The sequence below is a fragment of the Polaromonas naphthalenivorans CJ2 genome, assembly GCF_000015505.1.
In the GTDB taxonomy this organism is placed as follows: domain Bacteria; phylum Pseudomonadota; class Gammaproteobacteria; order Burkholderiales; family Burkholderiaceae_C; genus Polaromonas; species Polaromonas naphthalenivorans.
On sequence record NC_008781.1, the window covers coordinates 1,384,103 to 1,403,208 of the forward strand.

Below are 19,106 nucleotides of genomic sequence, written 5' to 3' on the forward strand. Positions count from 1 at the left end.
CGCCGTAGGAATCCCCCGCCTTCAGGCGGGGGAGGATGTCAAGACATTGATTGCACGGAATAGTTGAGCGCATCCAGCTTCTCGGTCGTCTCGGGCAAGGCCGCCGCAGACGCCGCCCAGGCGCTGCACATGAATTTTGGCAGCGAGCTTTTGCGCTGGATCAGGTCGTGCTGCGCGAACAGCTCGGCGACCCAGTCCACGAACACGCGCACCTTGTTGCTCAGGTGGCGGTTGGGCGGATAGACCACATGAATCGGCTTGGGCTCGGTGCACCAGCCCGAAAACAGCGGCTCCAGCGTGCCGTTGCTGATGTGGTCCTGCACCAGGAAACTCAGCGTGTGCAGCACGCCCAAGCCGGCCAGGCCGGCGGCCACGCCGGCATTCGAGTCGTTGACCGAAACCTGATGGCGCCCACCGACCTCGACCACCTCGCCGTCCTTGTGCATCTTGAAGGTGTAGAGCTTGCCGTTGCGCCCGGACACATAGCGGATCGAATAATGCGCATCGTCCAGCTCGGACGGATGAAGCGGCGTTCCGTGGCGTTTCAGGTAGGCCGGCGAGGCGCAGGACATGATGTAGAACTCGCCGATGCGGCGCGCGACCATCGACTGGTCGGTGATTTCCCCGCCGCGAATCACGCAATCGACGTTCTCGGCAATGAGGTCCACCGGCCGGTCGCTGACGCCCAGTTCGAGTTGGATGTCGGGGTAGCGCGCATAAAAGTCGGGCAGCGCCGGAATGATCACCGCCATCCCGAGCGAAGACGGAATATCGACCTTGAGCTTGCCGCGCGGGCTGGCCTTGGCGCGCGACATGCTGGCCTCCAGCTCATGCACCTCGCCCAGCAGGCGGCTGGCCTGCTCGTAGTAGGCGGCGCCATCGACCGTGACGGTGACCTTGCGCGTGGTGCGGTTCAGCAGCTTGGTGTCCAGCTCTTTTTCCAGCTCCTGGATCAGGCGGGTGACGGTCGGTTTGGGCAGGCCCATCGAATAGGCCGCCTTGGTGAAGGTGCCGGCTTCCACGACGCGCACGAAAGCCTGCATTGCAGAAAATTTGTCCATGTGAGGTCCATTTATTCAATGGTTAACGGGGATTTCCAGATAAAGAAACCGCTATTTGTTAAGCGATTGTTTCTATAGTGAAACAAAGTATAAGCAAAACCGCTATTTATTGATTCAGGTCAATCACGTATCTTCTGCTGCACCGCAACAAATTGAAGCCCTTGACGGGCTCCAAGCAGATGACAAGCTTTTCCGCCCCCGGTTTCAGCCCCGCCCCGGCCGGGCCGCCCTGGACCCACCAACAGATCGACATCGCGCCCAAGCAGCCGCTTGGCGTGCGCTTTTACGGCCGCCGCAGCAACCGGGCCGGGGGCGTTTCGCCGTTGGTGATTCATTTCCATGCCGGCGCTTTTGTGGCCGGTTCGCTCGAAACCGGCTCCTGCATTCCCAGCCTGCTGGCCGATGCCGGCGCCGTGGTGATGTCGCTCGACTATCCGCTGGCCCCAAGCCATCCGTTTCCGCAAGCGCTCGAAGCTGGCTATGCGGCGCTGATGTGGGCCTGGAAAGCGCGCCACAAGCTGGCCGGCAAGGGCGCGCCGGTGTTCGTGGCCGGTGAAGAAGCCGGCGGCAACCTGGCGGCGGCGGTCGCCCTGATGGCGCGCGACCAGCAGGCGCCAGCGCTGGCCGGCCAGATCTTGCTGTCGCCCATGCTCGACGCCTGCATGGCCACCGCGTCGCTGCGTTGTGCCGAGGCCGGGCCGGTGGGCTGCACCTGGGCTGACGGCTGGCACGACTACCTGTCGCGCCTCGACGAAGCCGGCCATCCGTATGCCGCGCCCGGGGCTGCAACGCGACTGGCCAGCCTGCCGCCGACCTTGCTGCTGACGGCGCAGGACGACCCGTTTCGTGATGAATCGCTGGCCTACGCCGGGCGCCTGCGCAGCGCCGGCCGCGTGGTGCACGGTGCCGTGCTGCCCGGCCCGACCGGCTGGCCCGGCAGCTACCTGCAGCCCGCCAGCCATGAGGCCGCCTGGGCGCCGGCCGTGCAGCAGCAGTTCAAGAACTTTTTTCGCGACCTTTCAGGCAGCGGCGCAAGCGGGGACGCTGCGAACGGCCTTTTTTCTTCTTCAACGCCGATTTCAGTTTCATGAATCCGGTCCATCCAGTTCAGTCAGCTTTTTCATTTTTCGAGGGAATCCACCATGCCATCCATCCACCTGCAATCCCATAAAAACCGTTTGCTCGCCGTTGCGCTGGCCGTTCTGGTCGTCACCGGCGTGTCGGTGGCGGTCTTTGGCGTGTCCGCTTCCCGCGCCCAGACCGATGCGGCGGCAGGCGCGGTGGCTGAAGCGCCGGCCACGCCGGTTTCCGTCGCCGCCGTGGTCCAAAGCGACGTGGCGGCGTGGGACGAGTTTTCCGGCCGGCTGGAGGCGGTCGAGCGCGTGGACATCCGCTCGCGCGTGGCCGGCACCATCCAGGCCACGCATTTTCGCGAAGGCGCGCTGGTCAAGAAAGGCGATTTGCTGCTGACCATCGACCCCGCGCCGTATGCCGCCGAGGTCGAGCGCGCCGATGCGCAGGTCGCCGCCGCGCAGGCCCGCGTGGCGCAGGCCAAAGGCGAGCATGAGCGCTCGCAGCGCCTGTGGAGCTAGCAGGCCATCTCCAAGCGTGAATTCGACGAGCGCGTGAACGGACAGAGCGAAGCGGACGCCAACCTGCGCGGCGCGCGGGCGGCCCTGCAGACGGCGCGCCTGAGCCTGGATTACACGCAGGTGCGCGCGCCGGTGGCCGGGCGGGTCGGCAGGCTCGAAGTGACCATCGGCAACCTGGTCGCCGCCGGACCGGGCGCGCCGGTGCTGACCACGCTGGTGTCGGTCAGCCCGATCTACGCCAGTTTCGACGCCGACGAGCAGGCCGTGGCCAAGGCCCTGAAGGACGCCGGCGGCGGCACTGCGGGCGCGCGCAACCTGGAGCGGATTCCCGTGCGGATGGGAACGGCCGCCAGCGCCGACACGCCGTTCGAGGGCAAGCTGCAACTGGTCGATAACCAGGTCGATGCCAAGAGCGGCACGGTGCGCGCCCGCGCCGTGTTCGACAACCCGGACGGCCAGCTGATGCCCGGCCAGTTTGCCCGCATCCGCATGGGCCAGGCGACGGCGGCCAAGGCCTTGCTGGTCAACGAGCGCGCCGTCGGCACCGACCAGAACAAGAAATTCGTCATGGTGGTGGGCGCTGACAACAAGGCGCAATACCGCGAAGTCACGCTGGGCGCGGCCGTCGAGGGCCTGCGCGTCGTGAAAACCGGCTTGCAGGCCAATGAACGCATCGTGGTCAATGGCTTGCAGCGCATCCGTCCCGGCGCGCTGGTCGCTCCGCAGACCGTGGACATGTCGGCCAAGGCCGAACTGGCCAAGCCGGCCGTCGTGGCCGAAGCCGCCAAATCCTGAGCCCTGAGCGGGAACCCCTGAAGAAGAACCCCATGAATCTCTCCAAATTTTTCATCGACCGGCCGATCTTTGCCAGCGTGCTGTCGCTGCTCATGCTGATCTCGGGCCTGATCGCGCTGCGCAGCCTGCCGATTTCGGAATACCCCGAAGTCGCGCCGCCGTCCGTCGTGGTGCGTGCCCAGTACCCCGGCGCGAACCCGAAGGTGATTGCCGAAACCGTCTCCACGCCGCTGGAGGAATCGATCAACGGCGTGGACGGCATGCTCTACATGGGCAGCCAGGCCACCACCGACGGCGTCATGACGTTGACCGTGACCTTCAAGCTCGGCACCGACCCCGACAAGGCGCAGCAGCTGGTGCAAAACCGCGTCTCGCAAGCCGAGCCGCGCCTGCCCGAGGAAGTGCGGCGCCTGGGCGTGACCACCGTCAAGAGCGCGCCCGACCTGACCATGGTCGTGCACCTGGTGTCGCCGAACGACCGCTACGACATGACCTACCTGCGCAATTACGCGGTGCTCAATGTCAAGGACCGGCTGGCGCGCATCCAGGGCGTGGGCCAGGTGCAGATTTTCGGCGGCGGCGACTATTCGATGCGCGTCTGGCTCGACCCGCAGAAGGTCGCGCAGCGCGGCCTGTCCGCCAGCGACGTGGTCGCGGCGATTCGCGGCCAGAACGTGCAGGCGGCGGCCGGCGTGGTCGGCGCTTCGCCGGGACTGGCGGGCGTGGACATGCAGCTGTCCATTAACGCGCAGGGCCGTTTGCAGAGTGAAGAGGAATTCGGCGACATCATCGTCAAGACCGGCGCAGACGGCGCCATCACCCGGCTGCGCGACATCGGCCGGTTAGAGCTCGGCTCGGCCGATTATTCGCTGCGCTCGCTGCTCAACAACAAGGCCGCCGTCGGCATGGGCGTGTTCCAGGCGCCGGGCTCCAACGCGCTCGACATCTCGGCGCAGGTGCGCAGCACCATGGACGAGATTGCCAAAAACATGCCCGAGGGCGTGGAATACCGCATCGCCTACGACCCGACGCAGTTCGTTCGCGCATCGATTGAATCGGTGGTCCACACGCTGCTCGAAGCCGTCGCCCTGGTGGTGCTGGTGGTGATCCTGTTCCTGCAGACCTGGCGCGCGTCCATCATTCCGCTGCTGGCCGTGCCGGTGTCGGTGGTCGGCACCTTTGCCGTGCTGCACCTGCTGGGCTTTTCGATCAATGCGCTGAGCCTGTTCGGGCTGGTGCTGGCCATCGGCATCGTCGTTGATGACGCCATCGTGGTGGTCGAGAACGTCGAGCGCAACATCGAGGCCGGATTGAGTCCGCGCGACGCCACCTACCGCGCCATGCGCGAGGTGTCGGGGCCGATCATCGCGATTGCGCTGGTGCTGGTCGCCGTGTTCGTGCCGCTGGCCTTCATCAGCGGCCTGACCGGCCAGTTCTACAAGCAGTTCGCCGTCACCATCGCGATTTCGACCGTGATCTCGGCCATCAACTCGCTGACGCTGTCCCCGGCGCTGGCCGCCTTGCTGCTCAAGGGCCACGACCAGCCCAAGGATGCGCTAACGCGCGGCATGGACAAGGCATTCGGCTGGCTGTTTCGCGGCTTCAACCGGATGTTCCATCGCGGCTCGGAAGCCTACAGCGGCGGCGTCAAGCGCGTCATCGGCCGCAAGACGCTGATGCTGGCGGTCTACCTGGCGCTGGTCGGCGTGACCTTTGGCCTCTTCAAGTCGGTGCCCAGCGGCTTCGTTCCCGCGCAGGACAAGCAGTACCTGATCGGCTTTGCGCAGCTGCCCGACGGCGCGACGCTGGACCGCACCGAAGACGTGATCCAGCGCATGGGCGAGATCATGAAGAAGAACCCGAATGTCGAGGACGCGCTGGCTTTTCCCGGCCTGTCGATCAACGGCTTCACCAACAGCTCGAACTCGGGCATCGTGTTTGCCACGCTCAAGCCTTTCGACGAACGCAAGGGCGCCGGCCAGAGCGGCGGCGCCGTGGCCGGCCAGCTGAACCAGGCCTTCGGCGGCATCCAGGATGCCTTCATCGTGATGTTCCCGCCGCCGCCGGTTGCGGGCCTGGGCACTACCGGCGGCTTCAAGCTGCAGCTCGAAGACCGGGGCTCGGTCGGCTACGAGGGCATGGACGCGGCCGTCAAGGCCTTCATGGCCAAGGCCTACCAAACGCCCGAACTGGCCGGCATGTTCACCAGCTGGCAGGTCAACGTGCCGCAGCTGTTCGCCGACATCGACCGCACCAAGGCGCGCCAGCTCGGCGTGCCGGTCACCGACATCTTCGACACCATGCAGATCTACCTCGGCAGCCTGTACGCCAACGACTTCAACAAGTTCGGCCGCACCTACAGCGTGCGCGTGCAGGCCGATGCGCCTTACCGCGCGCGGGCCGAGGACGTGGGTTTGCTCAAGGTGCGCTCGACCAGCGGCGAGATGGTGCCGCTGTCGGCGCTGATGAAGGTCAGTTCCAGCTTCGGCCCGGAACGCGCCATGCGCTACAACGGCTACCTGTCGGCCGACATCAACGGCGGCCCGGCGCCCGGCTATTCGTCGGGCCAGGCGCAGGATGCGATCAAGCGCATCGCCGGCGAAACGCTGCCCAAGGGCGTGAGCTATGAGTGGACCGAGCTGACCTACCAGGAAATCCTGGCCGGCAACTCGGCCATGCTGGTGTTTCCGCTGGCGCTGCTGCTGGTGTTTTTGGTGCTGGCCGCGCAGTACGAAAGCCTGACGCTGCCGATTGCCATTGTCCTGATCGTGCCCATGGGCCTGTTTGCCGCCATGCTGGGCGTCAAGCTGACAGGCGGCGACAACAACATCTTCACCCAGATCGGGCTGATCGTGCTGGTCGGGCTGTCGGCGAAGAACGCGATTTTGATCGTCGAGTTCGCGCGGGAGCTGGAGTTCGCCGGGCGCACGCCGGTTCAGGCGGCGATCGAGGCCAGCCGGCTGCGTTTGCGCCCGATTCTGATGACCTCGCTGGCCTTCATCATGGGCGTGCTGCCGCTGGTGCTGTCCACCGGCGCCGGGGCTGAGATGCGCCAGGCGATGGGCATCGCGGTGTTCTCCGGAATGATCGGCGTGACCGCCTTCGGCCTGTTCCTGACGCCGGTGTTCTACGTGTTGCTGCGCCGCCTGGCCGGCAACCGGCCGCTCAAGCTGCATGGCGAGGTGCCGCACCTTGAAGGGTTTGTCAGCGGTGGCCATCCGGCCGGCGGCGCGGCGCTGCATGCGCAACCCGCTGCGGCACTGAAGCTGCACGAATAAGCACGACGAAATCAAAGCACCATTTTTTTGAGGAGTTCACTGTGAACCGTTTATTTTCATCGGCCCCGGCGTTCTCGCTGCTGTTTGCCGCGCTGCTGCTGGCCGGCTGCGCGACCCGCACGCCGCTCGATATGTCCAGCGTTCCGGCAACGCCAAGCGCTTTCAAGGAGCAAGCCAGTTCCGCCGCAGCGGCAACGCCTGCCTCGGGTGAAGCCGTCGGGCAGGGCGCGTGGTGGAGCGTTTTTGCCGATCCGGTGCTCAATCAGCTGGTCGAGCAGGCAAGCCGCAGCAACAACAGCGTGCAGGTCGCTGCCGCACGGCTGCTGCAGGCGCGGGCGATTGCGCGCCAGACCGATGCCGGCCGCGCGCCGCAAGTCGGCCTGGGCGCCGGCGCCACGCGGCAGACCAACGCCAGCACCGGCCATGTGCCCGCCACCGTGGTCAGCGCCGGTGCCAGCCTGTCCTACGAGGTCGATCTGTTCGGCAAGCTGGCGGGCGCGTCGAATGCCGCCTCGCTCGACGCCGCCTCGCGCGAGGCGCTGCTGCGCAGCACGCGCCTGCTGGTGCAGGCCGACGTGGCGCAGACCTATTTGAGCCTGCGCGCGCTGGACGCCGAGCGCGGGCTGGTCAACAGCACGCTGCAGGCCTACCGCAACACGCTGCGCCTGACCGAAGTGCGCTTTCGCGAAGGCGACGTGGCCGAGCTGGACGTGGCCCGCGTGCGCAGCGAAGTCGCCTCCACCGAGTCCGATGCGCTGGCGCTGGAGCGCCGCCGCGCCGAGCTTGAGCACGCCGTGGCCGTGCTGATCGGCGAGGTCGCCTCGACCTTCCAGATTGCGCCGGTCGAATGGGCCACGGCACTGCCCGTGATTCCGGCCGGCGTGCCCAGCAGCGTGCTGGTTCGCCGGCCCGACATCGCCGCCGCGCAAACCACGCTGCAGGCGGCGCAGGCGCGCGTTGGCGTGGCCAAGACGGCATGGTTTCCCAGCATCTCGCTGACCGCCACCGGCGGTTACGCCGCGCCTGAAGTGGGCGATCTGTTCAAGCTGTCGGCGCGCGCCTGGGGCATAGGCGCGCTGCTGTCGCTGCCGATTTTTGACGGCGGCCAGCGCGAAGCCGGTGTGCAAAGCGCCAATGCCGAGCTCGACATCGCGCTGGCCAATTACCGCGAACAGGTGCTGGTGGCCTTCCGCGACGTGGAAGACCAGCTGTCGGCCCTGCGGCTGCTGGCCGACCAGTCCGAAGCCCAATCGCGCTCGGTGGCATCGAGCAGCCGCGCCACGCTGCTGTCGGATACCCGCTACCGCAACGGTTTTGTCAGCCAGCTCGAACTGCTCGACGCCCAGCGCAGCGAGCTGCGCAACCGCCGCCAGGCGCTGCAGGTGAAAGCCGCGCAATACCTGTCAACGGTCGGGCTGATTCGCGCATTGGGCGGCGGCTGGGCCTGAGAAAAAATCAGGCGCGGTGGGGATGCTATGTAATTAATAGCTGCTTGCGCCCGTCCTGCTTGCGCAGAAGCTATTTTTTCTCTCAGGAAATGCCGCCGGCAGGGTTTTTTGCCGGGAAAGCGATGGCCATCTGTTAAAACACTGGGTCTTTTCTTTCTGACTGCCTTGCCCATGCCTACCTTCTTTTCCGTGACCGCCGTCACGCTTGCCGAATCAGCCGCCCCGGCCTCAACCCTTATTCAGTGGAAAGAAGCAGGGGTAGAGCATTCGGCGCTCTGGCGTTCCGAACGCGGCGCGGCGCCGCCCCGGCGCATCGTCGAGGCCGACGACACCATGGCCGCCGACACCGCCTACCGGCTGGCCTGCGAAGGCACGGGCCTGCTCTGGCGCGGCGATTTCCAGAACGCCCGGCAGATGGTGCAGGCGCTGGCCCGGCGCATCGACAAGCCGCCCAAAGCCTCCAAGCTGGCCCGCGTCGCGATCAAGAAAGCCGCCGACAACGCCGCCTCGGGCGTTCCGGCCGGCCAGGATTTCCACCTGCACCGCCAGGCCCAGTCGCAGCGCGCGCGCGTGCTGGGCATGGTGCTGATCGAGTTTGGCGCCGACTACGGCATTGACCTGCGCCGCGCGCCCGATGCCAAACAGGCCTGCGCCGAAGCCTGGGGCGTTGTCGGCGAGGGCGCCCAGCCCAGCGTGGCGTCGCTGCGCGAGCTGATGGGCGTGATCAGCGCGCACGAGTGGCGCAAGAAGGGCGTTGAAATTCCCGCCCTGGGCAAGGCGCCGAACAACCGCATCCACCCGCATTACGGCGTGTTTTCGCCCGTGCGCGGCGAGTACGTCGATCTGGTCGCCAACGCCCCCTTGCCCGCCAATCCAGGCTCGAAATTCGTCGCCTTCGACATCGGCACCGGCACCGGCGTGCTGTCGGCCGTGCTGGCGCTGCGCAGCGAGGTCGATCAGGTCGTCGCGACCGACCTGGACCCGCGCGCGCTCGAATGCGCGCGCGAAAACATCTACCGCCTGCGACTGCCGAACCCGGTCAAGGTGATGCAGGCCGACCTGTTTCCCGAGGGACAAGCGTCGGTCATCGTCTGCAACCCGCCATGGCTGCCGGCGCGCCCCGGCTCGCCGCTCGAAGGCGCTGTGTACGACGAAGACAGCCGCATGCTGCTCGGTTTCCTCAAGGGCTTGCCTGCGCATCTGGCCCCCGGCGGCGAAGGCTGGCTGATCCTGTCCAATTTCGCCGAACAGCTGGGCCTGCGCACGCGCGCCGAGCTGCTCGCCGCGATCAAGGCCAGCGGCCTGAAGGTGCTAGGCCGCATCGACGCCAAGCCCGATCATCCCAAGGCGGCCGATGCAAGCAACCCGCTGCACAAGGCGCGTGCCGCCGAAGTCACGTCGCTCTGGCGCCTGGGCGCGGCCTGACTTTCAGTTACCGCCTGTCGCGCAATTTAGCGAAGCCATGATCCTGCTCGCGCCCATGGAAGGGCTGCTCGACTTCGTGCTGCGCGACATCCTGACGCGTGTGGGCGGCATTGACCGCTGCGTGTCCGAATTCATCCGCATCACCGACCAGCTGCTGCCCGAGCGCGTGTTCACCCGCATCGTTCCCGAGCTGCACAACGGCGGCCGCACGCTGGCCGGCGTGCCGGTGCGCGCCCAACTGCTCGGTTCCGACCCGGTCTGCCTGGCTGAAAACGCCGGACGGCTGGCCGAACTCGGGCCGGCCGGCATCGACCTGAACTTCGGCTGCCCGGCAAAAATAGTGAACCGGCATGGCGGCGGCGCGGCGCTGCTCGACGAGCCGGAAACCGTTTTCGCCATCGTCGCCGCCGTGCGCCGCGCCGTGCCAAACCACATGCCGGTGTCGGCCAAGATGCGGCTGGGCTTCAACGACGACTCGCGCGCGGTCGAATGCGCGCTGGCGATTGCCGGCGCTGGCGCGGACGAGCTGGTGGTGCATGCCCGCACCAAGGCGCAGGCCTACCGCCCGCCCGCCTACTGGGAGCGCATCGCCGACATTCGCGCCGCCGTGCGCATTCCGGTGGTGGCCAACGGCGAAATCTGGACGGTCGATGATGCGCGCCGCTGCCGCGAGGCGTCGGGCTGCGAATCGCTGATGCTGGGGCGCGGTGTGGTGACCGATCCGGGGCTGGGGCTGGCGATCAAGGCGGCCATGAACGGCGCTGCATCGCCTGCGGGCGTTGCCTGGCCCCAGCTGGTGCCGCTGCTGGCCCAGTTCTGGCACATCGTCTGCACCCGGCTCGATGCCCGCTCGCGCGCCGGCCGGCTCAAGCAGTGGCTCAATTTCTTGCGCCGGCGTTTTCCCGAGGCCGAAATCGCCTATCAGCAGATCAGGACGGTGAATGACCCGGCGCTGATTGATGCGTGGCTGGCCGGGGTGGTGGCAGGTTTCTGAGGTTCGTGGATAGGCCGATGATTTTCAGGCCATTGGAGCCGACACAACGCGTCGGGCGCAAGCCGGCGAGAATCCCCTGGGTTTGCGGGCTCGCCTCTACCGGCGGCCCGCCTTCCTTGTTGCACTCCCTACCGAAAGATTCCATGACCAGCGCTATCTACACTGCCTCGATTCCCGTTTTCAAACAGATGCTGGGCGGCCTCAGCGGGGTGCTGGCCAAGGCCGACGCGCATGTTGCCGCGAAAAACATCGACCCCAACGCCTTGCTGCAGGCGCGGCTTTTCCCCGACATGTTCACCATGCTGCGCCAGGTCCAGGTCGCCACCGACTTCGCCAAGAGCGTCTCGGCCCGGCTGGCCGGCGTGGACGTGCCCAAGCTGGCCGACGACGAGCAGAGTTTTGCCGAGCTGCAGGCGCGCATCGCCACCGTGCTGGCGTTCATCGAAGGCCTGGATGCGGCCCTGTTCGACGAAGCCGCCACGCGCGAAATCGTCACGCAGGCCGGAACGCCGAAGGAAAAGCGCTTTACCGGCGAGTCCTACCTGTTCAGCTACGGCCTGCCGCATTTCTTTTTCCACACCACCACGGCCTACGCCATCCTGCGCCACAACGGCGTGGAAGTGGGCAAGAAGGACTACATCGGTACGTATTGATGGATGCCGGTCTGACCGGAAACGCCGCGCAGTCACGTTTATTGATAAAAAATGCCTTTTGCGCAAGCGGGACGGGCGCAGGAAGCTATCAAAACAATAGTGTTCAGCGCATCATTCCAGCGCGCTGGCCGGGCCGAAAAACTCGTAGCGGGTCTGCGATTCAGGCACGCCCAGTTCGCGCAGCTGCTGCTTGACGCGCCGCATGAAGGGCTTGGGGCCTAAAAAGTAGGCGTCCACGTCGCGCGAATCCGGCAGCCATTCGGCCAGCCGCGCGCTGCTGAGCAGGCCAATGGCGTGCGGCGCCTGCGCTTCGTCCGCATGCTCGTCATAGACATAAAAGCGCTTGAGCTGGGCATGCCGGGCATGGCGCGCCTCGATGGCGGCGCGAAACGCATGCGCCGAGCGGTTGCGCGCAAAGTGGATGAAATGCACTGGCCGCGTTCCCAGCAAGGCCGCGTCCAGCATGGCCAGCGTGGGCGTGATGCCGACGCCGCCGCTGATCAGAACCAGCGGCTTGTCGCTGTCCGCCAGCACGAATTCGCCGGCCGGCGGAGCCAGCTCCAGCACATCGCCTTCATGCACCTGGTCATGCAGGTAATTCGAGGCCACGCCGCCCGGCTCGCGCTTGACGCTGATGCGGTAGTCGCTGCCGTTGGGCGCGGCCGAAAGCGAATAATTGCGGCGGATTTCCTGGCCGTTCACCACCAGGCGCAGGCCGATGTACTGGCCGGGCTCGAAATCGGCCAGTGCGCCGCCGTCCTGCGGCTCCAGGTAGAACGAGGTGATCTCGGCGCTTTCGGCCACTTTGCGCGCCACGCGAAACGCGCGTCCGCCGCGCCAGCCGCCAGGGGCGGCGGCCACGTCGGCGTAAATCTTTTCTTCCGCGCCGATCAGGATGTCGGCCAGCTGCTGGTAGGCCGCAGCCCAGGCGGCAATCACTTCGTCGGTGGCGATTTCAGCGCCCAGCACCTCGCGGATGGCGCGCAGCAGGCAGCTGCCCACCACCGGGTAATGCGCCGCCTCGATCTGCAGCGACACATGCTTCTGGATGATCTGGTTGACCAGCCCGCCGAGCTGCTCCAGCCGGTCGATGTTGCGCGCGTACATCAGCACGCCGTTGGCCAGCGCGCGCGGCTGGTCGCCGTTGGCCTGGTGCGCCTGGTTGAAAAACGGCCGCACCTCGGGATGCTCGGCCAGCATGATCTTGTAGAAATGGGTGGTCAGAGCCTCGCCGCCGGTCTCCAGCAGCGGGACGGTGGATTTGACGATGGCGCGTTGTTCTGGGGTCAGCATGAATTCTCCATTGAAGGCAGTTCGCGCCTCGCACCATGCGAAGCCCGGCAAGCTGCCGATAACTTCCTTATTCAATAGTCGTGCCAGCAACACAATTGATATGGATCAAGCACTTGCAGCCGTTGGCGATAGATGGGAGTCAAAAAGATACGGGTGTAAAGTAGTCAAAATGATGCTTTAAGGAGTCAATTTGATTGCCAACCCGATGCTGCAGGCCTTGGTGCCGCTGGTCGATGACCTGTCGCGCGAACTGCCTGACAGCGAGCGCTACCGCCGCCTGCTGGATGCGATGCGTGCCTTGCTGCCCTGCGACGCGGTGGCCCTGCTGCGGCTGGACGGCGACTGGCTGCTGCCGCTGGCGGTCAACGGCCTGAGCCGCGACACGCTGGGCAGGCGCTTCAAAATCGACGAGCACCCGCGCTTTGGCCTGCTGCTGGCGGCCGGCGGCCCGTTGCGCATTGCCGCCGACAGCCCGCTGCCCGATCCCTACGACGGCCTGGTCGAGGGCTTTCATGGCCAGCTGGAGGTGCATGACTGCATGGGCTGCCCGGTGCGGGTCGGTGAAAAGCCGTGGGGCCTGCTGACCCTCGACGCGCTCGCCAGCGAGCGCTTGGCGCGCGTCGATCTGCGCGACCTGCAGGCGTTCGCCAGCCTGGCGGCCGCCACCGTCAGCGTCGTGCAGCGCATCGAAGGCCTGGCCCTGCGGGCCGAAGACGAGCGCCGGCGCGCCGACATCTTTCGCGCGCTGATGGCCGAAAAAAGCGCGCCGCCCGCGCTGATCGGCCAAAGCCCCGCGCACCTGCGGCTGCTGGAGGAAATCGCCAGCGCCGGCAACAGCGCGCTGACGGTGCTGCTGACGGGCGAAACCGGCGTCGGCAAGGAACTGGTGGCGCAGGCGCTGCATGCCGCCTCGCCGCGCGCCGCGCGCCCGCTGATCAGCCTGAACTGCGCGGCGCTGCCCGAGACGCTGGTCGAAAGCGAGCTGTTCGGCCATGTGCGCGGTGCGTTTTCCGGCGCCGTGGCCGACCGGCGCGGCAAGTTCGAGCTGGCCGATGGCGGCACGCTGTTCCTCGACGAAGTCGGCGAGTTGCCGCTGGCGGTACAGGCCAAGCTGCTGCGCGTGCTGCAGGGCGGGCAGCTGCAGCGCCTGGGCTCGGACCGCGAGCACCAGGTCGATGTGCGCGTGATTGCCGCCACCAACCGCGACCTGGCCGCCGAGGTGCGAGACGGCCGCTTTCGCGCCGATTTTTACCACCGGCTCAGCGTCTATCCGCTGGCCGTTCCGCCGCTGCGCGAGCGCGGCCAGGACGTGCTGCTGCTGGCGGGCAATTTCCTGGAGCAGAACCGTTCGCGGCTGGGGCTGGGCAGCCTGCGGCTCGATGCCAGCGCGCGCGCTGCGCTGCTGGCGCACGACTGGCCCGGCAATGTGCGCGAGCTGGAGCACTTGGTCAGCCGCAGCGCGCTCAAGGCGCTGGCCGGCCAGTCGCCACGGCCCCGCATCGTGAGCCTGAGCGCCCGGCATTTTGACTTTCCGGTGGCGCCAGAAAGCGCGGCGGCAGGAACCACGGCGGCGGCCACGGATACGCCCGCCGCCAGCGCTGCGACGCCCGTCGATTTGCGCACCTCGACCGAGGCGCACCAGCGCCAGTGCATAGAAGCGGCTTTGGAGCGCCATCGCCACAACTGGGCCTCGGCCGCGCGCGAGTTGGGCCTGCACCGCGCCAACCTGGTCAGGCTGGCCCGGCGGCTGGGGCTGGCTGGAAAAGGGCCGGCAGAATGAGCGGGCGAGGGCGGGCGGCGCTATTTTTATGTCAAAACAGGCGTTTGCGCTTTATCCATAAGCGCAAGTAGCTATCTAAAACATAGCAAATCAGGTGTGCCCGGTCAGGCCATGCGCCCCTTGTTGGGCACGACCTGGCAGCCGGTGATGCGCCAGGTCTTGTCCTTTTGCCGCTGCAGGCTATAAAACGCCAGCCAGGCATTGCCGTCGTCATCCATCAGCTGCACCCGCTGGAGGACTTGTCCATGGTGGTCCTCGGGCTTGAGGAAAGCGGCCGAGGCGGGGCGGTAGATGGCCGGATAGTTTCTGCGCACCATCTCCATGAATTGCGCTGCCGAACCGACGGTTCTTCGCACATTGGGTGCAGCGAACGAAAACGCCGCGCGGGCGTCGTCCCTGGCCAGCGCGGCCAGTTGGCCTTCAACCACGGCGCGCACGCCTTTCTCGTCGTCGCTGCTGAGCGGCGACGCCTGCGCCGGCCCCCACAGCATGAAGGCGGCCAGCGCCGCTGCCAGCCACTGCGCCAGGTGGCAAGCAAAAAGAGAGGGGAGGGTTGAACTGGTTTTCATGGTGACGCCTTCGTAAAGCCCTGGGAACGCAGTTCGATCATCATGCCGCAAGCTGTCCAAAAAATACGCATCAGATTGTCAATTGGATTCAAGGCCATCGAGCGGTGTGCCTGCCTCCTGCCCGGCCAGCGTCGATAGGGCAGTGCGCACTAAAATCAGGGCACTGAAGCGGCCGGGATGGCCCGCGCTGATTGGTAGTCGCAGCCTCATCCTGGCCTTTTGTTTCCATTCTTTTTATTGGCAAGCGCATGTCCCTCCAGATCATTGAAGCCCAGACCGGCGAAAACCCCGTCGCCACCATTCTCATCATGCACGGCCTGGGCGCCGACGGGCGCGACTTCGTGCCGATTGCCGAGCAGCTCGATTTGTCGAGCATCGGGCCGGTGCGCTTTTTGTTTCCGAGCGCGCCGCACATGCCGGTGACGATCAACGGCGGCTACAGCATGCCCGCCTGGTACGACATTTTGGGCGCCGACCTGGTCAGCCGCCAGGACGAAGCCGGCATGCGCCAGACCCAGGCGTCCATGGAAGCCATCATCGCCAACGAAAAAGCGCGCGGCATTGCGGCCAGCCGCATCGTGGTCGCCGGTTTCTCGCAGGGCTGCGCCATGGCGCTGATGGCTGGCTTGCGCCACAAAGAGCGGCTGGCCGGCATTGCGGGCCTGTCGGGCTATTTGCCGCTGGCTGAAAAAACGCTTGCCGAAGGCAGCGCCGCCAACAAGGACGTGCCGATCTTCCTGGCCCACGGCTCGCGCGACGGCGTGGTGGCGCTGCCGCGCGCCGTCGCTACCCGTGACGCGTTGACGGCCATGGGTTACCCCGTCGAATGGCATGAGTACCTGATGGAGCATTCGGTCTGCCCGCAGGAAGTGGCTGACCTGGAGAAGTGGCTGCTGCGCGTCCTGGCCTGAGAGGGAGCGTTCACGGCAGTGCCGGCAATTGACCCGCCACAGCGCGAAGCACGGGCCTGTGATAACTTCCACGCCAATTTCCAAGAATCCCGAGGCAACACCGTATGACCCAACTGCAGGCACCCGCCAATGCGATATTTCAAAACCGCCTGAGCCGCCTGAAAGCGCTCACGCCCCGGCAGCTCAAGGGCATGCGGCGCGGCATTGAAAAAGAAAGCCTGCGCGCCCAGCCCAGCGGCGCCCTGGCGCTGACGCCGCATCCCGCCGCCCTCGGTTCGGCCTTGACGCACCCGAGCATCACCACCGACTTCAGCGAATCGCAGGTCGAGCTGGTCACCAGCGCGCATCTCAGCCCCGAAGCCGCCCTGGCCGAACTCACGCAGCTGCACCAGTTCACCTACCGCGCGCTGAAGGAGAACGGCGACGAAATGCTCTGGGTCTCCAGCATGCCCTGCGGCCTGCCGACCGACGAGACCATTCCGATTGCCCGCTTCGGCTCGTCCAACGTCGGGCGCGCCAAGAGCGTCTATCGCATGGGCCTGTCGCACCGCTATGGCCGGCGCATGCAGACGATCTCGGGCATTCACTACAACTGGTCGCTGCCCGGCGTGACCAGCGAGCAGTATTTCGCGCTGATCCGCAATTTCCGCCGCCAGGCGTTCTTGCTGCTGTATCTGTTCGGCGCCTCGCCGGCGGTGTGCTCGACCTTTGTCGCCGGCCGCCAGCACGAGCTGCAAAAACTGACCGACAACACCATGTATATGCCGCACGGCACGTCGCTGCGCATGGGGCGGCTGGGCTACCAGAGCGATGCGCAGGCGTCGCTGGCCGTCAGCTACAACAGCCTCGAAGGCTATGCCGCGTCGCTGCAGGACGCACTGAGCCGGCCCTATCCGGCCTATGAGGCGGTGGGCATCCGCAACCCCGGCGGCGACTACAACCAGCTGGCCACGACGCTCTTGCAGATCGAGAACGAGTTCTACGGCACGATCCGCCCCAAGCGCGTGATTCGCCAGGGCGAGCGCCCGCTGCATGCGCTGCGCGAGCGCGGCGTCGAGTACATCGAGGTCCGCCTGATGGACCTGGACCCGTTCGAGACGGTCGGCATCAACGCGCAGACGATGCGTTTCATCGACGTGTTCCTGTTGCACTGCCTGTTGTCGGACAGCCCGCCCGACACGCCGGCCGAAATCAATGAACTCAAGCACAACCAGCACCAGACGGCGGCGCGCGGCCGCGAACCCGGCGTGATGCTCAAGCGCCAGGGCGGCGAGGTGGCGCTGGTGGAGTGGGGCGGCGAAGTGCTGGCCCAATGCGCGCCGATTGCCGCAGCGCTCGACGCCGTACACGGCGGCACGCAGTACCGCGATGCGCTGGCAGCGGCCGCAACGGGGCTGGCCGATGCCGACACGCTGCCGTCAGCCCGCGTGCTGGCCACCATGGAGCGCGACTTCGACAACTCCTTTGTCCGCTTTGTCCGCGCCCAGTCGCTCAAAACCCGCGACGCCCTGCAAGGCCTGCCGCTGACGGACGAGCAGCTGGCGCGCTTCACCGCGCTGAGCGAGCAGTCGGTCGAGGAACGCAAGAAGATCGAAGCCGCCGATAGCCTGCCGTTCGAGGAATACCGCCAGCACTATGTGTCGCCGGAATGTTTGGAGGTGCGGGTTCCAGAAGTCGCGCATGTCTGAGCAAGTTTTTCAAGCAAAAAAGCCTGTCCACGCATGCTGCGTCTGCGCTGTAAGCTATTAAAAACGTAGCGATTGACCGAGGGATCGATCCGCCTCGCAGCCTGCGGGGGCTGTCGGCTGCGGCCCTGGCAGTTCACTGACGGCCGGGCTCTGAAAAGGGGTAGCCCCGCGTTGTCTCAGTTTTTCGGCTTGCCGGGTACCAGCGCCGACAGGCGTTCGGCAGGACTCAGCGCCTTGCCGCGCCCGGGACCGCCGCCCGGAGGAGGGCCGTTAGCACCACCGGGCGGCGGACCGCGCCGTTCGCCTTCAGGCGGCGCGCCTTCGCCCGGCATGGGCATGCCGGCTGTCACGGCGGTGGCCAAGGGATCGACCACCACATTGAGCGTGGCGACATAGCGGTCCGCCTCTTCACGCACCGTGCCCAGCACCGTGCTTCCGGCCACCAGCGCAATGCCGTCATTGCGGTTGAGCGTTTCGCGCACCTGCGTGCGCCGGTAGTCCGGCAGGCTGGTGTAGAGGAATTCACTGAGCGCATCGGGCAAAAAGAACTGCGACGTCAGCACCGTGCGCTGGCCGTTCAGCACCTTGAAGTGGATGTGCGCAAAAACGTGCTTCCCTTGGTGCTGATGCCCTGCTTGTCGCCTTGGCCCGCATAGCCCGAATACAGCCCAGCGGCATTGCAGTGCCAGATGTCCACGCGGGCATTGGGCAGCGGCGCGCCGCTGGCGTCCATCACGGCAAAACGCACCTCCAGCGGCACGCCACCAGCGGCGCTGCGGCAGCATTGCCGGTGGCGGCACGGGCGCCTGTGGTTGCCAGCCCAGTGGCACCCGCGCTGGCGATGCCCATGGCCAGCCAGCCGCGCCGGTTGATGGAAATGGATTCGTTCTTGTCACTCAAGGCAGCTTCTCCTGGTCGGTTTTTATCAGAAGGCGAGTGTGGCAGCGGCGTGTATCCGGACTGTATCCCTGACACGGCGCATTGGTAAATGGCGCAGGCTGAAGACACCACTGAACAGCAGGGCCGTTTCCATGCACTGCACGAAAAAACAGGCTTCCCGCGCTAATCGCCTTCGCCGTCCGGGAGACGGTCGTCGCGCTCGCGCAGCAGCCAGTAGACCAGCCCGAGGACCAGGGTTGCGCCCGCCAGCGCCGCAATGGTGCTCGCGCTCGTGGCTTTGGTATCAAGAATGACGAACTTGCGGCCCAAGGCGATGAGCGAGATGAGCATAACGGTCTTGACCTGGACGATGCTCGATCGCCGCAGTGCAACGCGAATGATCGAATGCTTGAATTCCATGGCGATGAGCAGCGTCATGATCATGCCAAAGAGCGTTTGAAAGACTTCATGATCCAGTGGATCTATGGCGCCGCTCACCAACAGCGGGACGATGCGGATGAGTAGTTGCACGAGAGCCAGAGCGATGATCACTGCGATCACGAGACTTAAAACAATCGCCACAATCTGCTCGAAGCGCTCGTACAGCGACAAGAGTGACCATTGCTCACGGGTTTCCGCCAGGAGCTTTTGGGACGCGGGATGTTTGGTTGGCATTTGTCGCTCCGTTCTTCGTTCTTGGTTGGCGCTCAAAGGTCATGTCTACCGCAAGCCGCTGACGT

General features: G+C 66.0%; 16 protein-coding genes and 1 pseudogene. 10 read left to right on the forward strand and 7 right to left on the reverse strand.

Annotated features, from left to right (window positions below; genetic code table 11):
- Nucleotides 1-38: 38 nt before the first annotated feature.
- On the reverse strand, nucleotides 39-1,061 hold the full coding sequence (locus PNAP_RS06495; protein WP_011800701.1) for a LysR family transcriptional regulator: 1,023 nt from the start codon (nucleotides 1,059-1,061) through the stop codon (nucleotides 39-41).
- A gap of 179 nt (nucleotides 1,062-1,240) precedes the next feature.
- Here PNAP_RS06495 and PNAP_RS06500 point away from each other — a divergent pair, with 179 nt between their 5' ends.
- From PNAP_RS06500 to PNAP_RS06530, 7 genes and pseudogenes are all read left to right on the forward strand, one after another.
- Nucleotides 1,241-2,152, forward strand: coding sequence for an alpha/beta hydrolase (locus PNAP_RS06500; RefSeq protein ID WP_011800702.1), 912 nt, complete (start codon nucleotides 1,241-1,243; stop codon nucleotides 2,150-2,152).
- A 51-nt stretch (nucleotides 2,153-2,203) separates the two neighbouring features.
- Nucleotides 2,204-3,448: pseudogene (locus PNAP_RS06505) on the forward strand (efflux RND transporter periplasmic adaptor subunit).
- A gap of 32 nt (nucleotides 3,449-3,480) precedes the next feature.
- On the forward strand, nucleotides 3,481-6,726 hold the full coding sequence (locus PNAP_RS06510) for an efflux RND transporter permease subunit (protein WP_011800705.1): 3,246 nt from the start codon (nucleotides 3,481-3,483) through the stop codon (nucleotides 6,724-6,726).
- A gap of 41 nt (nucleotides 6,727-6,767) precedes the next feature.
- Nucleotides 6,768-8,174 carry an efflux transporter outer membrane subunit gene (locus PNAP_RS06515; RefSeq protein ID WP_011800706.1) on the forward strand — a complete coding sequence of 469 codons (1,407 nt, stop codon included), beginning with the start codon at nucleotides 6,768-6,770 and terminating at the stop codon, nucleotides 8,172-8,174.
- Between the two features lie 171 nt (nucleotides 8,175-8,345).
- Nucleotides 8,346-9,599: a methyltransferase gene (locus PNAP_RS06520; RefSeq protein WP_011800707.1), complete on the forward strand. Its 1,254-nt coding sequence runs from the start codon at nucleotides 8,346-8,348 to the stop codon at nucleotides 9,597-9,599.
- A gap of 37 nt (nucleotides 9,600-9,636) precedes the next feature.
- A complete protein-coding gene (locus tag PNAP_RS06525; RefSeq protein ID WP_011800708.1) occupies nucleotides 9,637-10,593 on the forward strand; it encodes a tRNA dihydrouridine synthase in 957 nt (318 codons plus the stop codon).
- Between the two features lie 143 nt (nucleotides 10,594-10,736).
- Nucleotides 10,737-11,246, forward strand: a complete 510-nt coding sequence (locus tag PNAP_RS06530; RefSeq protein ID WP_011800709.1) for a DUF1993 domain-containing protein — start codon at nucleotides 10,737-10,739, stop codon at nucleotides 11,244-11,246.
- A 111-nt stretch (nucleotides 11,247-11,357) separates the two neighbouring features.
- On the opposite strand, the gene hmpA is transcribed toward PNAP_RS06530, so the two are convergent.
- Nucleotides 11,358-12,539, reverse strand: a complete 1,182-nt coding sequence (hmpA, locus tag PNAP_RS06535; protein WP_011800710.1) for an NO-inducible flavohemoprotein — start codon at nucleotides 12,537-12,539, stop codon at nucleotides 11,358-11,360.
- Between the two features lie 190 nt (nucleotides 12,540-12,729).
- On the opposite strand from hmpA, the gene norR reads away from it, so the two are divergent.
- Complete coding sequence (gene norR, locus PNAP_RS06540; RefSeq protein WP_011800711.1) at nucleotides 12,730-14,319, forward strand: nitric oxide reductase transcriptional regulator NorR; 1,590 nt, start codon at nucleotides 12,730-12,732, stop codon at nucleotides 14,317-14,319.
- A 104-nt stretch (nucleotides 14,320-14,423) separates the two neighbouring features.
- On the opposite strand, the gene PNAP_RS06545 is transcribed toward norR, so the two are convergent.
- Nucleotides 14,424-14,888, reverse strand: a complete 465-nt coding sequence (locus PNAP_RS06545) for a DUF4864 domain-containing protein (protein ID WP_011800712.1) — start codon at nucleotides 14,886-14,888, stop codon at nucleotides 14,424-14,426.
- 248 nt (nucleotides 14,889-15,136) lie between these two features.
- On the opposite strand from PNAP_RS06545, the gene PNAP_RS06550 reads away from it, so the two are divergent.
- On the forward strand, nucleotides 15,137-15,799 hold the full coding sequence (locus PNAP_RS06550) for an alpha/beta hydrolase (RefSeq protein ID WP_011800713.1): 663 nt from the start codon (nucleotides 15,137-15,139) through the stop codon (nucleotides 15,797-15,799).
- A gap of 104 nt (nucleotides 15,800-15,903) precedes the next feature.
- A complete protein-coding gene (gshA, locus tag PNAP_RS06555) occupies nucleotides 15,904-17,487 on the forward strand; it encodes a glutamate--cysteine ligase (RefSeq protein ID WP_011800714.1) in 1,584 nt (527 codons plus the stop codon).
- Between the two features lie 176 nt (nucleotides 17,488-17,663).
- On the opposite strand, the gene PNAP_RS27860 is transcribed toward gshA, so the two are convergent.
- The 4 genes from PNAP_RS27860 to PNAP_RS06565 form a co-directional block, all read right to left on the reverse strand.
- Entirely contained in the window at nucleotides 17,664-18,071 is a 408-nt protein-coding gene (locus tag PNAP_RS27860; RefSeq protein WP_049763648.1) for a peptidase associated/transthyretin-like domain-containing protein, read from the reverse strand.
- Nucleotides 18,065-18,235: a dioxygenase family protein gene (locus PNAP_RS27865; protein WP_232290761.1), complete on the reverse strand. Its 171-nt coding sequence runs from the start codon at nucleotides 18,233-18,235 to the stop codon at nucleotides 18,065-18,067. Before PNAP_RS27865 ends, PNAP_RS27860 begins: the two co-directional genes overlap by 7 nt.
- Entirely contained in the window at nucleotides 18,220-18,387 is a 168-nt protein-coding gene (locus PNAP_RS27870; RefSeq protein WP_232290762.1) for a hypothetical protein, read from the reverse strand. The genes PNAP_RS27865 and PNAP_RS27870 overlap by 16 nt, the downstream gene beginning before the upstream one ends.
- Nucleotides 18,388-18,549: 162 nt before the next feature.
- Nucleotides 18,550-19,041 carry a phosphate-starvation-inducible PsiE family protein gene (locus PNAP_RS06565; RefSeq protein ID WP_011800716.1) on the reverse strand — a complete coding sequence of 164 codons (492 nt, stop codon included), beginning with the start codon at nucleotides 19,039-19,041 and terminating at the stop codon, nucleotides 18,550-18,552.
- Nucleotides 19,042-19,106: the final 65 nt, after the last annotated feature.